17 protein-coding genes are annotated in these 16,305 nt (G+C 55.9%); 12 read left to right on the top strand and 5 right to left on the bottom strand.

The window, feature by feature from the left end; genetic code table 11:
* Positions 1-12: 12 nt before the first annotated feature.
* Together hemB and ampH are read right to left on the bottom strand one after the other, a co-directional pair.
* The gene (gene hemB / locus ACSIPU_RS10790; RefSeq protein WP_004099358.1) at positions 13-987 is read right to left on the bottom strand and encodes a porphobilinogen synthase; all 975 of its coding nucleotides are present in this window, start codon (positions 985-987) and stop codon (positions 13-15) included.
* 106 nt (positions 988-1,093) lie between these two features.
* Positions 1,094-2,254 (bottom strand): D-alanyl-D-alanine-carboxypeptidase/endopeptidase AmpH, encoded by a 1,161-nt coding sequence (gene ampH / locus ACSIPU_RS10785; protein WP_016808633.1) that lies wholly within the window; start codon positions 2,252-2,254, stop codon positions 1,094-1,096.
* Positions 2,255-2,475: 221 nt separating this feature from the next.
* Between ampH and ACSIPU_RS10780 the strand changes: the two genes are divergently transcribed.
* From ACSIPU_RS10780 to ACSIPU_RS10770, 3 genes are all read left to right on the top strand, one after another.
* A complete protein-coding gene (locus ACSIPU_RS10780; RefSeq protein WP_162098351.1) occupies positions 2,476-2,988 on the top strand; it encodes an isochorismatase family protein in 513 nt (170 codons plus the stop codon).
* A gap of 117 nt (positions 2,989-3,105) precedes the next feature.
* Positions 3,106-4,326, top strand: a complete 1,221-nt coding sequence (sbmA, locus tag ACSIPU_RS10775) for a peptide antibiotic transporter SbmA (protein ID WP_032727867.1) — start codon at positions 3,106-3,108, stop codon at positions 4,324-4,326.
* An 18-nt stretch (positions 4,327-4,344) separates the two neighbouring features.
* Positions 4,345-5,451, top strand: coding sequence for a DUF1615 domain-containing protein (locus ACSIPU_RS10770; RefSeq protein WP_004099373.1), 1,107 nt, complete (start codon positions 4,345-4,347; stop codon positions 5,449-5,451).
* Here the strand turns inward: ACSIPU_RS10770 and ACSIPU_RS10765 are convergent.
* Positions 5,448-5,750, bottom strand: coding sequence for a DUF2755 family protein (locus ACSIPU_RS10765; RefSeq protein WP_004099375.1), 303 nt, complete (start codon positions 5,748-5,750; stop codon positions 5,448-5,450). The genes ACSIPU_RS10770 and ACSIPU_RS10765 overlap by 4 nt on opposite strands.
* A gap of 256 nt (positions 5,751-6,006) precedes the next feature.
* On the opposite strand from ACSIPU_RS10765, the gene ACSIPU_RS10760 reads away from it, so the two are divergent.
* Complete coding sequence (locus tag ACSIPU_RS10760; RefSeq protein ID WP_004099377.1) at positions 6,007-6,210, top strand: DUF2754 family protein; 204 nt, start codon at positions 6,007-6,009, stop codon at positions 6,208-6,210.
* 158 nt (positions 6,211-6,368) lie between these two features.
* Here the strand turns inward: ACSIPU_RS10760 and ddlA are convergent, their stop codons facing one another.
* Entirely contained in the window at positions 6,369-7,466 is a 1,098-nt protein-coding gene (ddlA, locus tag ACSIPU_RS10755) for a D-alanine--D-alanine ligase (RefSeq protein WP_196557673.1), read from the bottom strand.
* Between the two features lie 101 nt (positions 7,467-7,567).
* Between ddlA and ACSIPU_RS10750 the strand changes: the two genes are divergently transcribed.
* From ACSIPU_RS10750 to psiF, 8 genes are all read left to right on the top strand, one after another.
* Positions 7,568-8,251, top strand: a complete 684-nt coding sequence (locus ACSIPU_RS10750; RefSeq protein ID WP_017146533.1) for an extensin-like domain-containing protein — start codon at positions 7,568-7,570, stop codon at positions 8,249-8,251.
* Between the two features lie 169 nt (positions 8,252-8,420).
* Positions 8,421-9,620 carry a multidrug efflux MFS transporter gene (locus ACSIPU_RS10745; RefSeq protein WP_004099381.1) on the top strand — a complete coding sequence of 400 codons (1,200 nt, stop codon included), beginning with the start codon at positions 8,421-8,423 and terminating at the stop codon, positions 9,618-9,620.
* Between the two features lie 178 nt (positions 9,621-9,798).
* Positions 9,799-10,563: a gluconate 5-dehydrogenase gene (gene idnO / locus ACSIPU_RS10740; protein WP_004099382.1), complete on the top strand. Its 765-nt coding sequence runs from the start codon at positions 9,799-9,801 to the stop codon at positions 10,561-10,563.
* Positions 10,564-10,659: 96 nt separating this feature from the next.
* Positions 10,660-11,949, top strand: coding sequence for an MFS transporter (locus tag ACSIPU_RS10735; protein ID WP_004099383.1), 1,290 nt, complete (start codon positions 10,660-10,662; stop codon positions 11,947-11,949).
* Between the two features lie 66 nt (positions 11,950-12,015).
* A complete protein-coding gene (gene idnR, locus ACSIPU_RS10730; protein ID WP_004099384.1) occupies positions 12,016-13,008 on the top strand; it encodes a DNA-binding transcriptional regulator IdnR in 993 nt (330 codons plus the stop codon).
* A gap of 229 nt (positions 13,009-13,237) precedes the next feature.
* A complete protein-coding gene (iraP, locus tag ACSIPU_RS10725; protein ID WP_004099385.1) occupies positions 13,238-13,498 on the top strand; it encodes an anti-adapter protein IraP in 261 nt (86 codons plus the stop codon).
* 88 nt (positions 13,499-13,586) lie between these two features.
* The gene (gene phoA / locus ACSIPU_RS10720; protein WP_024273826.1) at positions 13,587-15,017 is read left to right on the top strand and encodes an alkaline phosphatase; all 1,431 of its coding nucleotides are present in this window, start codon (positions 13,587-13,589) and stop codon (positions 15,015-15,017) included.
* 90 nt (positions 15,018-15,107) lie between these two features.
* Positions 15,108-15,428, top strand: a complete 321-nt coding sequence (gene psiF / locus ACSIPU_RS10715; RefSeq protein WP_196557675.1) for a phosphate starvation-inducible protein PsiF — start codon at positions 15,108-15,110, stop codon at positions 15,426-15,428.
* Between the two features lie 46 nt (positions 15,429-15,474).
* Here the strand turns inward: psiF and proC are convergent, their stop codons facing one another.
* Positions 15,475-16,284, bottom strand: coding sequence for a pyrroline-5-carboxylate reductase (gene proC, locus ACSIPU_RS10710; RefSeq protein WP_004099389.1), 810 nt, complete (start codon positions 16,282-16,284; stop codon positions 15,475-15,477).
* Between the last annotated feature and the right edge of the window lie 21 nt (positions 16,285-16,305).

Below are 16,305 nucleotides of genomic sequence, written 5' to 3'. Positions count from 1 at the left end.
GTAATAGCCGAATTAACGCAGGATTTTCTTTTCGGCCAGATCGAGGGCGAAATAGCTGAAGATCAGATCTGCGCCGGCGCGCTTGATTGCGCCGAGACTTTCCAGCACCACTTTCTCTTCATCGATAGCGCCAGCCTGGGCGGCGAACTTAATCATCGCGTATTCACCGCTCACCTGGTACGCGCCGATCGGCAGGTTGGTGCGCTCGCGCAGATCGCGCAGGATATCAAGATAGGGACCCGCCGGTTTGACCATCAGGCAGTCGGCGCCCTGGGCTTCGTCCAGCAGCGATTCACGAATCGCTTCGCGGCGGTTCATCGGGCTCATCTGATAGGTTTTACGATCGCCTTTCAGCGCGGTACCTGCGGCTTCGCGGAACGGGCCATAGAACGATGAAGCGAATTTGGTGGAGTAGGACATAATCGCCGTATCGGTAAATCCGGCGGCGTCCAGCGCCTGGCGAATAGCCTGCACCTGGCCATCCATCGCGGCGGAAGGCGCGATAAAATCTGCGCCTGCGGCAGCGGCGACCACCGCCTGCTTGCCGAGATTCTCAAGGGTTTTGTCGTTATCCACGCCGTGATCGCACAGCACGCCGCAGTGGCCGTGGGAGGTGTATTCGCAGAAACAGGTGTCGGACATGACGATCATCTCCGGCACCGCCTCTTTACAGATGCGGGACATGCGCGCCACCAGGCCGTTTTCGTTCCAGGTATCGCTGCCAACGGCATCGGTATGATGGGAAATGCCGAAGGTCATCACCGAACGGATGCCGGCGTTGGCAATGCGCTCGATTTCGCGCGCCAGGTGTTTTTCCGGAATACGCATCACGCCGGGCATGGCTTCAATGGCCGTGTAATCGTCGATTTCTTCTTCAACAAAGATCGGCAACACCAGGTCGTTCAAACTCAGTGTTGTCTCTTCAAACATGGCACGTAGCGAAGCGGACTTGCGCAGGCGGCGTGGGCGAGTGATTAAATCTGTCATGGTTTGCCTGATTTTGTGAAATGAAAAAAGTGAGTTTACCTCAATTGGCGGCGGGATGTTTCGCCAAAACGATCCTTATCAATCGTCGGCAAAACATCCCCACAGGTTACTGGCTGGCGGTCTCAATTCCGGTGCGGACGCCGCTTAATTCACTGACCAGCTCGTTGATCCCGTCGCTCATGTTGTTGAAACGCGTCAATGAAGAGCGGGTGACCACCACGAAGGCGCCGACGTTGGCCTGCGGGTTCATCGCCATGTAAGTAATAAAGCCGCCGCCGCCGCCGGTCTTCTGAATAATGCCCGGCTGGCCGTTTTTCGGCTTCATGTAGACCCAGCCGAGGCCCAGCGCATCGGCTTTACCCGGCACGTCCATACCGATCACCTTCGTCAGCTGGCTGCGTTGATAAATCAGCGTTTGCATCCGGTCCGCCTGCTGCCCACGGGCGAAGAAATCGGAAGAGAGGAACTGCTGCATCCAGCGCATCATATCGCCCGGCGTGGAATAGACGCCGCCGCTGCCGATAGCCGCCAGCGTATTGTTGCACGGGCTGGCTCCTTTCTCCGGAATCATCAGGCGCCGGCACTGATCGGGCGAAGGCGTAAAGGTGGTGTCTTTCATCCCCAGCGGACGGGTGATCTGCTCTTCAAACAGCTGCGGATAAGGCTTGCCCGCAGCGGTAGAGAGCGCATCGGCGAGTAAATCGAATGCCAGATTGGAGTAGGCGGCCTGGGTGCCGGGAGCGGTTTTCAGCGTTGCGGTGGATAACCAGTTCCAGCGCTGCTGGCGAGTTGGCCAGACAAATACCGGCCGGTGCGCCGCGCCGCCGGGCTGCTCGCGCGGCAGGGCACTGGTATGGGTCGCCAGATTTACCAGCGTGATAGGCGCCCCCTGGTAAGTCGGCACCCGCGCACCCGGCGGAGCATATTTGCTTAGCGGATCGTTGAGCTTAACCACGCCCTGATCGAGAAGTTTGACCAGCATTTCACTGGTCATCAATTTGCTGATAGAGGCAATGCGGATCACCGAATCGAGCTGCGGGTGCTCATTATTGCCCGGGCGCGTCTCGCCGAAGCTGCGGAATACGCGCTGGTTTCCGTCGATAACCACCAGCGCCATACCGACTGCGCCGCTGCCGTAGTAGATATGGTTAGCGTAACGATCGACCACATCAGCGGCGAATTCCGGGTCGACGCTCGGCTGTGCGGCCTGGACCGATGTCAACGACGCCGCGCACAGCGCAGCAAAAATGAGCAGACTACGTTTCAACGGGAGCATCCATCATGATGAAGAAAAAAGATAGAGCGTATTTATACTACGAAGCGCCGCCGTGCAAAGCGCTAATAGCACGATTCTGTGCGGAAAAACGTAACCTGGCGTAAAAAATCCTTTTTTTGCTTTCGGATAGCGGCATTCACCTGCGGGCGCGTATGATGATCGTTTTGGCTAAAGAGGGGGGGCAAGAGAAGATGGCGGCGAAACGGGTAGTGATGGTAGTGGATATGCAAAACGGCGTTTTCGCGACGCCGCGAGTTGAGCGCGAGCGCTGCGCGGCGCAAATTAACCGCCTGATTAACGCTGCGGACACCGTAATTTTCATTCAGCACTGCGAAGCGGGCGGCCTCGAAGAGGGGAGCGAAGGTTTTGCTTTGCTCCCCGAGCTGATCCAACCCGCAGGCTCCCTGTACGTGACTAAGACCGCCTGCGACGCCTTTTACCGTACCCGTCTGGAAGAGGTACTGCGCGAACATCACATCACGCAGTTTGTGATTTGCGGCTGCGCCACCGACTACTGCGTGGATACCACCATCAAAAACGGCGCCAGCCGGGGCTACGCGATTACCGTCGCGGAAGATGCCCACACTACCGCCAACCGTCCAGCGGCGCCGGCCGTCACGCTGATCGCCCACTACAACGATGTGTGGCGTTCACTGACCGTTCCCGGCAATCCTTTACAGGTGAAACCGACAGAAACAATTCTTAGCGGATGGCAGGCGAACTAAGCTGCTGATATCCGGTCTCATCATCCGCCCACTTTGCTTCGCTGCGACGGCTTTGCGGCGGGCGCTTTTGTGGTACACAGCACAGCAAAACGAAAAAGAAGTTAGCAGGAGAGCAAGATGTTTAAATCCTTTTTCCCCAAACCGGGGCCGTTTTTTATTTCTGCCTTTATCTGGTCGCTGCTGGCGGTGATCTTTTGGCAGGCGGGCGGCGGCGACTGGCTGCTGCGGGTCACCGGCGCATCGCAGGATGTGGCGATTAGCGCGGCGCGCTTCTGGTCCCTCAACTACCTGGTGTTCTACGCCTTCTACGTATTCTGCGTGGGCGTTTTCGCCCTTTTCTGGTTTATTTACAGCCCGCACCGCTGGCAGTACTGGTCGATCCTCGGTACCTCGCTGATTATTTTCGTTACCTGGTTTCTGGTCGAGGTTGGGGTGGCCATTAACGCCTGGTATGCTCCGTTCTACGATCTTATCCAGGCCGCGCTGGCAACGCCGCACAAGGTCAGCATTAACCAGTTCTATCATGAAATTGGCATCTTCCTCGGCATTGCGCTAATCGCGGTGGTGATCGGCGTGATGAACAACTTCTTCGTCAGCCACTACGTCTTCCGCTGGCGTACCGCGATGAACGAACACTATATGGCGCACTGGCAGCATTTGCGCCATATCGAAGGCGCCGCGCAGCGCGTGCAGGAAGATACCATGCGCTTTGCTTCCACGCTGGAGAGCATGGGCGTCAGCTTCCTTAACGCGGTGATGACCCTTATCGCCTTCCTGCCGGTGCTGGTAACGCTCTCCGCGCACGTCCCGGATTTACCGATTGTCGGTCATCTGCCTTATGGCCTGGTGATTGCCGCCATCGTCTGGTCGTTAATGGGTACCGGCCTGCTGGCGGTCGTTGGGATCAAGCTGCCCGGCCTGGAGTTCAAAAACCAGCGCGTTGAGGCCGCCTATCGTAAAGAGCTGGTTTACGGCGAAGATGACGCTAACCGCGCGACGCCGCCGACGGTGCGTGAACTCTTTGGCGCCGTGCGCCGCAACTATTTCCGCCTCTATTTCCACTATATGTATTTCAATATCGCCCGTATTCTTTATCTGCAGGTGGATAACGTTTTCGGTTTGTTCCTGCTGTTTCCGTCGATTGTTGCCGGTACGATTACGCTGGGCCTGATGACTCAGATAACCAACGTCTTTGGCCAGGTTCGCGGTTCGTTCCAGTACCTGATCAGCTCATGGACTACACTGGTTGAGCTGATGTCTATCTACAAACGTCTGCGCAGCTTCGAGCGCGAGCTGGATGGCAAAGAGCTGCAGACCGTGACGCAAACATTAAGTTAATCAACGCAAGGATGAACCATGCCGGTAGCGCAATCCAGAATCACTTCTCTCACCCTGACGCTACTGGCAGGGATTGTCCTCAGCGCCTGCTCCAGCAAACCGGAGCCGGAGCTGAAAAAGGGCGAAAAGGCGATTGATGTCGCCGCGGTAGTGCGGCAGAAAATGCCCGCCAGCGTGAAGGATCGCGAAGCCTGGGCGCAGGCTATCGCCAAAACCTTTGCCAGTCAGAAGCTGGCGCCGACGGAAGAGAACGTCTGTTCGGTGCTGGCGGTGGCGCAGCAGGAATCCAACTATCAATCTGACCCGGCGGTGCCGGGGCTGAATAAAATCGCCTGGCAGGAGATAGACCGCCGGGCGGAAAAAATGCACATCCCGGTTTTTCTGGTACATACCGCGCTGAAAATCAAATCACCCAACGGCAAAAGCTATAGCGAACGTCTGGATAGCGTGAAAACCGAAAAGCAGCTGAGCGCGATTTTCGATGATTTTATCGGCATGGTGCCGATGGGACAGAAGCTGTTCGGCTCGTTGAACCCGGTACATACCGGCGGCCCGATGCAGGTCAGCATTGCTTTCGCCGAGCAGCACACCGACGGCTATCCGTGGAAAATCGACGGTACCGTGCGCCAGGAGGTGTTCAGTCTGCGCGGCGGTCTGTGGTTTGGCACCTATCATCTGCTGAACTATCCGGCGAATTACAGCGTACCGCTGTACCGTTTTGCTGATTTTAACGCCGGATGGTACGCCAGCCGCAATGCCGCCTTCCAGAATGCCGTCTCTAAAGCAACGGGCGTGAAGCTGGCGCTGGATGGCGACTTAATTCGCTACGACAGCGACGAGGCGGGAACCACCGAACTGGCGGTGCGCCGCTTATCCTCCCAGCTGGCGATGAGCGATGACGAGATCCATCGTCAGTTAAAGAAAGGTGACACGCTGGCGTTTGAAGAGAGCGATCTTTATAAACAGGTATTTCGCATCGCCGATAAGAAAGCCGGTAAAACGCTTCCGCGGGAAGTCCTGCCGGGTATACAGCTTGAGAGCCCCAAAATCACCCGTAATCTGACCACCGCCTGGTTTGCCAAACGCGTTGACGACCGACGGGCCAGCTGTATGGCGCGCCGCTAACGGCGGCTGCGCCAGCGGAAAATCAGCCCTGATATGCCAATTAACAGGCTGGCCGCCACGAAGGGAATCAGGCCAAACAGGGTGCCGACCAGCAGGCCAATTTCGACCCGGGGGCGGCTACTGTCCTGCATCTGAATCAAGTGCTCAAGAACGCCCGGCGCGTGGATTAACATGCTCAGCATTTGCGCGCCGGCCCAGAAGCAAAACAGCACAAACAGAGCATAGGCGATGTTGCTGCTGGTAATAGCGCTCCTCTTTTTGCCGCCGTTGACGGTCTTTGCAAAGGTGAACTCAGCCATATTGACCTCCGGACTTCGCTTTCTTGCCGATTTTTTACTTCGGCTACATACGAGTCATTCTGGCAACCCCGGGGGGATTCCAGTATCAGATTGCTGGTAATTTCCGCCCAGGAATATTCCTGATTTCATCGGCTTGTGAGTTTGCTACAAATTTGTGAAATTTAGACCGCTATCGCAATGTGCGACAATTCTCCACGCGGCTGCAGACCGGCGGTGATGGCTATGCGAAGATGCTTTTTTTGTTGTCGGAGTGGTTATGAAACTCACTGAAAAAATCCGCCGCGACTGGCACTACTATGCGGTTGCCCTGGGGTTAATTTTTATTATGAATGGCGTAGTCGGGCTGCTGGGGTATGAAACCGAAGGCTGGCGTTCATACGCGGTTGGGCTGGTGACGTGGGTGATTAGCTTCTGGATCGCCGGTTTTATTATTCGCCGCCGTCCGCCAGAGGAAGCGTAAAGCGGAGGTGGTGAACCCGTAGCCCGGGCAGGCGCTTGCGCCGCCCCCGGGGAGATAACCTGAAGCCGTGTTGGATGTGGTTTCCCGGAGGCGATGCTGCGCATCTGTCCGGGCTACCGGCCCGGTAAGGCACCAGCCGCCACCGGGCGATACCTTGATTAATTCATCGATGTTTTCAGCGCCCGATCGGCGGCGTGACGCTCCAGCGCCAGTTCAATCAGGCGGCTAATCAGGCTGGTGTAATCCAGGCCGCTGGCCTGCCATAGCTTCGGATACATGCTGATGTTGGTGAAACCCGGCAGCGTATTGATTTCGTTAATCACCACGTCGTTATCGGCGGTCAGGAACACATCGACGCGCGCCATGCCGCTGCAGCCGAGGGTCTGATAGGCACGAACGGCGATCTCGCGAATTTTATCGTTTACATCGCTGTCGATGGCCGCCGGAACCACCACTTTCGCGCCCTGATCGTCAATGTACTTGGTGTCATAGGCGTAGAATTCGCTGTTGAGGACGATTTCACCGCAGGTGCTGGCCTCGGGATTATCGTTGCCCAATACCGCGCACTCGATCTCACGCCCTTTAATCCCCTGTTCAACCACCACTTTATGGTCAAATTCGAAGGCCAGGGCGACGGCCTGCTGATACTGCTCTTCGCTGTTGACCTTGCTGACGCCCACCGAGGAGCCCTGGTTCGCCGGTTTAACAAACAGCGGCAGGCCCAGCTTCGCCTGCACCTCGGCAAAGCTTACCTGATTCCTGTTAGCGCGGGTCAGGGTAATAAAAGGGGCAATCGACAGCCCGGCATCGCGCAGCAGACGTTTGGTGACGTCTTTGTCCATGCAGGCGGCGGAGCCGAGGACGTCGGAGCCGACGAAGGGCAGGTTGGCCATCCGCAGCATGCCCTGCAGAGAACCATCTTCGCCAAGAGTGCCGTGAACGATCGGGAAGATGACGTCGATGGCCGCCAGCGGCTGGCCGCTATCGACGTTAATCAGCTGCTGCGCCTCGCGTCCGGGAATCTGCGCCAGCGTAATATCGGACGGGCGCAGGGCAATATGGGCAGGATCCTGCGGATTGAGCAGATAGTTACTGGCGTCGTTAATATGCCATTGCCCCTGCTTATCAATCCCCAGCAAAACTACGTCGAAGCGCGTTTTATCGATCGCTTCCACGATATTTTTCGCTGACTGAAGCGACACTTCATGTTCTGCCGACTTACCGCCGAAAACGATCCCAACCCTCATCTTAGCCATTTCAACTTCCATCATGATTACATCAAAGGGCATAACATAGCATGTGAAAGAGCCCCCTGGCTGCCATAATATTCACCGGGTAAAGCATTGGGAGGCGGCGCGTGAAAGGAAAAGGTCTTATCGTTCTGTTGGCGCTGCTGGCGGCCGGATATTACGGCTATCGTTATCTTCCCGCACAGTACAATCCATTCGCGCCGCTGCGCCTGGAAGACCCCCCGGGACTCCTCAGCCACTATAAACTGCGGCGATTAACGCCCGCCGAGTGCGCTGGCCTGCTTGAGGAGGCCAACCGGCGGAAGCTCATTTCCAGCCAGCCGGTGGCCGATAGCGGAGGAGCGTGTCCTCTGCAGAATGTGGTTCGGGTGCGTGATTTTGGCACGGTGAAGCTCAGCAGCAGCTTTCTTGCCAGTTGTCCGCTGGCGTTGAGCAGCGCGCTATATCTGCAACAGCAGGCGAAACCGTTGACTCGCCGGATGCTGGGGCAAGAGCTCCGCCAGATTGACCATTTTGGCAGCTATGCCTGCCGTAATATTTACCATCGCCAGAACGCGCGGCGCAGTGAGCACGCTACCGCGGAGGCGCTGGATGTCAGCGGCTTTCGTCTGTCCGATGGCCGACGCGTCAGCGTGCTGAAAGGGTGGCCCGATGCGCAGTATCACCCCTGGCTGCAGGCGTTACTGGCCGGCGGTTGCCGCTATTACGGCAACGCTTTAGGGCCGGACTATAACGCGGCCCATACCAACCATTTTCACTTCGGGATGCGCGGCCAGGGTTTCTGTTTCTAAGCATAACTCACTGTACACCACGATTTTCACCACGAAATCATTCACAACAGGGCTATATGGTGTCATAAAACACTAAACTCACCTCTGGCGCATCTCTGGTAGTACGGCGGATCGGGGAAATTGCTAAGCTAGGTAATAATTGCCAAAAAATTAATGAATACGCGTAGTTATGGAATCCTGGAAGGTTAATCTTATCTCCGTCTGGTTTGGCTGTTTTTTTACCGGACTGGCTATCAGCCAAATTCTCCCCTTTTTGCCGCTGTACGTTTCTCAACTCGGCGTAACCTCGCACGAAGCGTTATCCATGTGGTCTGGGCTGACCTTCAGCGTCACCTTTCTGGTGTCAGCGATCGTCTCGCCGATGTGGGGCAGCCTGGCCGACCGCAAAGGGCGCAAGCTAATGCTGCTGCGCGCCTCGCTGGGGATGGCCATCGCCATTTTACTCCAGGCCTTTGCCACCAACGTCTGGCAACTGTTTATCCTGCGTGCGGTGATGGGGCTGACCTCCGGCTATATTCCTAACGCTATGGCGCTGGTGGCGTCTCAGGTTCCGCGCGAGCGTAGCGGCTGGGCGCTGAGTACACTTTCAACGGCGCAAATCAGCGGCGTGATCGGTGGGCCGCTGCTCGGCGGTTTCCTGGCTGACCATGTCGGTTTGCGCGCGGTCTTTATCATCACTGCTGTTTTACTGACCGTGAGTTTCCTGGTGACGCTGTTTCTGATCAAAGAGGGCGTCCGCCCGCAGATGAGTAAGGCGGAGCGGCTGAGCGGTAAGGCGGTGTTTGCCTCGCTGCCTTATCCGGGTCTGGTAATCAGCCTGTTTTTCACCACCCTGGTGATCCAACTGTGCAATGGTTCAATTGGCCCGATTCTGGCGCTCTTTATTAAGTCGATGGCGCCGGATAGCAATAACATCGCCTTTCTTGCCGGCATGATCGCCGCCGTACCGGGCGTGTCGGCGCTGATTTCGGCTCCCCGTCTGGGGAAACTGGGCGACAGGATCGGCACCTCGCGGATCCTGCTGGCGACGCTATGCTGCGCGGTGGTGATGTTCTTTGCCATGTCGTTCGTCACAACCCCATTCCAGCTTGGCGTGCTGCGTTTTCTGCTCGGTTTTGCCGATGGGGCAATGCTGCCGGCGGTGCAAACGCTTCTGCTGAAATACTGCAGCGACAGCGTGACCGGGCGGATTTTTGGTTATAACCAGTCGTTTATGTATCTTGGCAACGTGGCCGGTCCGTTAATCGGCGCATCGGTCTCGGCCATGGCCGGCTTCCGCTGGGTGTTTATCGCGACGGCGGTTATTGTCCTGATCAATATCTGGCAGCTGGCCATCATGCTGCGTCGCAGCCGTCGTACAACGGCTTAATCCCTTCTCTTCTCCTTCGCCGGTATTGACATCACAGCGTCAATGCCGGTCGCCGACCGCCTTCAGCTTCAAATGTATCACCGATCACAAAACGATCATTTTCCCCTCTCATCCTCTTCTATTATTAACTGTTACGCGTATACAGTTACGCGTAACAGTTATCTTAAAAAGAGGTTTTATGCGAAATTTATTCGATTTGACAGGGAAGCGCGCGCTGATCACCGGGTCTGCTCAGGGGATAGGCAATTTGCTGGCCGGCGGCCTTGCGGAGTATGGGGCAGAAATCATCATCAACGATCGGACTCAGGCTCGTGCGGACCAGGCGGCGCAGGCGCTGGTGGCGCAGGGCTTCCGCGCGGTAGGGTACGCATTTGATGTCACTCAGGCGACGCAGGTCGAGCAGGCGATAGCCCGCATCGAAGCGGAGGTCGGCGCCATTGATATTTTAATTAATAACGCCGGGATTCAACGACGTTTCCCTTTTACCGAGTTTCCGGAGGAGGAGTGGGATAACGTTATTGAGGTCAACCAGAAGGGCGTTTTCCTGGTTTCGCAGCAGGTGGCGAAATATATGATCGGCCGCCGCGCCGGGAAGATAATTAATATTTGCTCAATGCAGAGCGAGCTGGGGCGTAAAACCATTACGCCTTATGCGGCCTCGAAAGGGGCGGTTAAAATGCTGACCCGCGGCATGTGCGTTGAGCTGGCGGAATACAATATTCAGGTTAACGGTATCGCACCGGGATATTTTGCCACCGAGATGACCACCGCCCTGGTCAACGATGAGGCGTTTTCCGCCTGGCTGTATCAGCGCACCCCGGCGGCACGCTGGGGCAAACCGGAAGAACTGATTGGCGCCGCGGTGTATCTGGCTTCTTCAGCGGCAAACTTTGTTAACGGTCATTTGTTATTCGTGGATGGCGGGATGCTTGCCGCCGTCTGAATCACTTCACGTCCTTCGAACCGCATGCGCGCACGCACTGCCTGAAGGACGGATTATTAAACCCGTGTGATGGTATTCAACACCTGAGGATGACTTATGCAAATGCTCGCGAAATTACCCGCGCGTCGCTGGTGGTATTTAATGCCGATTATATTTATTACCTATAGTCTGGCCTACCTTGACCGCGCAAATTATGGTTTTGCCGCTGCGGCGGGAATTGAAAGTGATTTAGGGATTACGAAAGGAACGGCATCGCTTATTGGCGCACTATTTTTTCTCGGCTATTTCTTTTTCCAGGTGCCCGGTGCGATATATGCGGTAAAACGCAGCGTGCGAAAAATGATTTTCTTCAGTCTTATTTTATGGGGATTTTGCGCGGCGGCGACCGGGTTCGTCAGCAATATTCCGATGCTGATGGCGATTCGCTTTACGCTGGGCGTGGTCGAGGCGGCGGTGATGCCGGCAATGCTGATTTATATCAGTAACTGGTTTACCAAAACCGAACGTTCACGCGCCAATACGTTCCTGATCCTCGGAAATCCGGTGACGGTGCTGTGGATGTCGATCGTTTCGGGCTACCTCATTCAGGCGTGGGGCTGGCGCGAGATGTTTATTATCGAAGGCATTCCGGCGGTGCTGTGGGCGGTATGCTGGTGGATTCTGGTGCGCGATAAACCGTCCGAGGTTTCCTGGCTGAGTGAGCAGGAAAAAGAGACCCTGCAGAAGGTGATGGACAGCGAGCAGAGTCATATCAAGCCAGTGCGCAACTACGGTGAAGCGCTGCGCTCGCGCAATGTCATTATGCTCTGCGCGGTCCATGCGCTGTGGAGCATCGGCGTGTACGGCTTCATGATGTGGATGCCGTCAATTCTGAAAAACGCCGCGCAGATGGATATCGTGGCGGTGGGCTGGCTGGCGGCGGTGCCGTACCTGGCGGCAATCATCCTGATGCTGACGGTTTCCTGGCTGTCGGATAAGTTTCAGAATCGAAAGCTGTTTATTTGGCCATTATTACTGATTGCCGCTATCGCTTTCTTTGGTTCGTGGATGGTGGGCAACCAGGCGTTCTGGCTCTCTTACCTGCTGCTGGTGATTGCCGCGGCGTGCATGTACGCGCCCTATGGCCCGTTCTTCGCGCTCATTCCTGAACTGTTGCCGCGTAACGTCTCCGGGGTATCGATGGGCCTGATCAACAGCTTCGGCGCGCTCGGCGCTTTCCTTGGCGCGTGGCTGGTGGGGTATCTGAACGGTATTACCGGCGGACCGGGGGTATCCTATACCTTTATGGCTATCGCGCTGTTGTCCTCCGTCGTGCTGATGTACAACGTGCGCGCTAACCCACAACCCGCCACCTCCTCGGTGACGGCAAAAAAGGTCGCCGGTTAACATAAACCGCCGCTGCTGTGGTAAGGTTCTATGCAAGGACATAAGTCGTTTGTCGTAGAGAACCTGATGAAAAACAACCGGATGACATTGCAGGATATCGCCAACCTGGCGGGGTTGAATAAAATGACGGTCAGTCGTTATTTACGCGACCCCGGTCAGGTCTCCCAGCGCAGCCGTGAGCTGATTTCGAAGGTCATGGAAGAGAACAACTATATTCCTAATCGGGCGCCGGAAATCCTGCTTAATGCCCGCAGCAAAACGATTGGCGTGCTCATTCCCTCTTTTCGCAATCAGATTTTTGCCGATGTGCTGGCCGGAATCGAATCCGTCACTTCCGCTCACCAGTACCAGACCCTGATTGCCAACTACGAATACGATCCGCAGCGTGAAGAGCGCGAGGTGCTTAACCTGCTCTCTTATAACATTGACGGGCTGATTTTGACCGGAAAACAGCATAGCGATCGCATGGTGCAATACGTCCGCGCCAGCGGTATTCCTGTTGCTGAACTGATGGATTTTGGCGGTCAGCAACTGGATATCCAGGTAGGTTTCGATAACGAAAAGGCGGCGTGGGACATGACGAACGCCTTTCTTGAGAGCGGTAAACGGGCGATCGCCTTTTTTGGTTCAATGGACGATCCCCGCGATTTAAGCCGCTTTCACGGAACCGAACTGGCGCTGGCGGCCCACGGTTTGAAGCCCTATCATATGGCGCCGCGCACCATCTCCTCGGTTGCGCTTGGCCGGCAGATGTTTCTGCAAATGCAGCAGGTGCGGCCGGATATCGATGCGATCTTTTGTACCAACGACGATCTGGCGGTAGGCGTGCTGCTGGAGTGCCAGGCTCAGGGAAAAACCGTCCCGCAGGAGATGGCGATTGCCGGTTTTCACGGGCTGGAAATTGGCCGCGCCCGGCTGCAAAAAATCGCCAGCGTCATTACCCCACGTTATGAAATCGGTAAAACTGCGAGCGAAATACTTATTGCACGTCTGGCCGGAAAAGACGCGCCGGACAGCGTTAATCTGGCCTACCAGATATATTATGGCGATACGTTATAGTTATCGATAGAATAGCGATATTCCATTTTATTCTTATTTGTTAAATTTGGTTATGTCGCTTATTAATCCGTCATTGAGTCATTTCCTGGATGGCGGGGTGTAAAGAGCAAAACGTTTCGCTTGTTATTCATGGATGAGCCGATTCATTTTAAAAAAATAATTGTGGCAACCGACGGCTAATGTATGACATAAATAGCAGACTACGGACCTCGCATAAGGATAAAGCGCTGTGAAGAATCTCATTGCTGAGCTACTGGTAAAACTCGCCCAAAAGGAAGAAGAATCGAAGGAACTGACGGCCCAGGTCGAGGCGCTGGAAGTGGTGGTCACTGCTCTGCTGCGCCATATGGCGCAGGACGCCCAGCAGGCGCTCATCAGCGATATCGAGCAGGCGATCGACGAGGCCAGCCCCGGCCCGCTGGTCGATGACCGCGATACCCAGCTACTGCAGCAATATATAAAAAAGCTGTTACGGCATCCTCGTAGTTAGTTTCGTGACAAGGTATGGATGCTGTCATTTTACTGTCACATCGCTTTTATACAGTCTCCCTCGTTTTGTTTTTTAAAGTATTTTTTACATGGAGACGATAAAAGTGAAATTAAGCGCCCTGTTTATTGCCCTGCTACCTCTGCTGGGCTCCCCGATTATTCACGCAGAAACAACAACCGCACCGGTTCTGGAAAATCGCGCCGCCCAGGGCGATATCACCACGCCGGGCGGCGCGCGTCGTTTAAGCGGCGATCGGACCGAGGCGCTGCGCGCTTCGTTAATCAATAAACCGGCTAAAAATATTATTTTGCTGATTGGCGACGGGATGGGGGATTCTGAAATTACCGCCGCGCGAAATTATGCAGAAGGGGCGGGCGGATTTTTTAAAGGGATTGACGCGCTGCCGCTGACTGGCCAGTACACCCACTATTCGCTGGATAAGAAAACCGGCAAGCCGAATTATGTGACCGACTCCGCCGCTTCCGCTACCGCATGGACCACCGGCGTAAAAAGCTATAACGGCGCGCTGGGCGTCGATATCCATGAAAAAGATCATCAGACTATCCTTGAGCTGGCGAAAGCGGCGGGTTTAGCCACCGGTAACGTCTCAACGGCGGAACTGCAGGACGCGACGCCGGCTGCGCTGGTGGCGCACGTCACTTCGCGTAAATGCTACGGCCCGAGCGTGACCAGCGAAAAATGCGCCAGCAATGCGCTGGAAAAGGGCGGGAAAGGTTCCATTACCGAACAGCTGCTGAACGCGCGTCCCGACGTGACGCTGGGCGGCGGAGCGAAAACCTTCGCTGAAAGCGCGACGGCCGGCGAATGGCAGGGCAAAACGCTGCACGAGCAGGCGGTGGCCCGCGGCTACCAGATCGTTACCGATGCCAGCTCATTGGCCGCCATTAGCCAGGCAAATCAGGATAAACCGCTGCTCGGTCTCTTCGCGGAAGGCAATATGCCGGTGCGTTGGGAAGGCCCAAAGGCGTCTTACCACGGTAATATCGATAAGGCGGCAGTAACCTGTACTCCGAACCCAAAACGCGATGCATCGGTGCCGACGCTGGCGCAGATGACTGAAAAAGCCATCGATCTGCTGAGCAGCAATGAGAAAGGCTTCTTCCTGCAGGTGGAAGGCGCTTCCATCGATAAACAGGATCATGCGGCGAATCCGTGCGGCCAGATTGGCGAGACCGTCGATCTGGATGAAGCGGTACAGAAGGCGCTGGAATTTGCCAAAAAAGAGGGCAACACCCTGGTTATCGTCACCGCCGACCACGCTCACGCCAGCCAGATTATCCCCGCCGATACCAAAGCGCCGGGCCTGACGCAGGCGCTGAACACCAAAGATGGCTCGGTGATGGTGATGAGCTACGGCAACTCTGAAGAAGAGTCGATGGAGCATACCGGTACTCAGCTGCGTATCGCCGCCTATGGCCCGCATGCGGCTAACGTGGTGGGCTTAACCGATCAGACCGACCTGTTTTACACCATGAAAGCCGCACTTAATCTGAAATAACCGGACGCCGGTGATGAATTTTCGTTACCGGCTGGTTTTTTCTCCATCAGCGACCAGACTTACAGTGTTCCACTCATAGAGGATGGTGCGATGAAAATAACATTACTTGTGACCCTACTTTTTGGCCTGGTATTTATGACAGCGGTGAGTGCCGCGGAAAAAGAGTTGACCCCCCAGCAGCAAAAGATGAGCGTCTGCAATAAAGAAGCATCAGCGAAGTCGCTAAAAGGGGATGAGCGTAAAACGTTTATGAGCAGCTGCCTGAAGAAAGGGGGCGCGGCCCAGGACGGTAAGGGGTTAACGCCTCAGCAGCTAAAAATGCGCGAGTGCAACGGTCAGGCGACCCAGCAGTCGCTGAAAGGTGACGATCGCAGCAAATTTATGAGCGCGTGCCTGAAAAAACAGGTGTAGAAAATGAGCGGGTGAGGGATACCCCACCCGCTGTCCGATGTGGATATCAGGAACGGCTCAGCTGCTCTGATTTTTCCATGCATTTCGCCATGGCTTCGATAACGGCGGAACGGAAACCCTTCTCTTCCAGCACGCGCACGGCCTCGATCGTCGTGCCGCCCGGCGAGCACACCATATCCTTCAGCGCGCCCGGATGTTCCCCGCTTTCGAGCACCATTTTGGCCGAGCCCATCACCGCCTGAGCTGCGAATTTATATGCCTGAGCGCGCGGCATTCCGCCGAGTACGGCGGCATCAGCCATTGCTTCGATAAACATAAAGACGTAAGCCGGCGCGGAGCCGCTGACGCCTACCACCGGGTGGATCATCGGCTCAGCAATAATTTCCGCCTGGCCAAAGCAACGGAAGATGGTCAGGATATCCGCGGTCTCTTCGGCGCTAACCAGCGCGTTTGGCGTAACCGACGTCATGCCCGCATTAACCAGCGAAGGCGTATTGGGCATCGCGCGGACTATTTTACGATCGTGGCCCAGAGCGCGCGCCAGTTGGTCGAGGGTGACGCCAGCGGCAATGGAAACCACCAGAGAGTCTTTATTCAGGCTGGAGGCAACGTCGCTGAGAACTTTCACCATCACGCCCGGCTTAACGGCGCCAAAGATAATATCCGCTACCTGAGCCACTTCCTGCGCGCTTTGCGCCGCATTTATGCCGTACTGGTCGTGCAGGGCCGCCACTTTATCCGGCGACGGGGTGTAGACCCAGATTTGTCCCGGCTGAACCTGTCCGCTGGCGATCAGGCCGCCGAGAATGGCCTTGCCCATGTTGCCGCAGCCGATAAAGCCGATTTTCTTCTCCATCACCAATCCCCTTGTTTGTTT

It is taken from the genome of Klebsiella sp. HN106 (assembly GCF_051209435.1).
In the GTDB taxonomy this organism is placed as follows: domain Bacteria; phylum Pseudomonadota; class Gammaproteobacteria; order Enterobacterales; family Enterobacteriaceae; genus Klebsiella; species Klebsiella oxytoca.
This window is presented reverse-complemented; position numbering and strand designations above follow the sequence as displayed.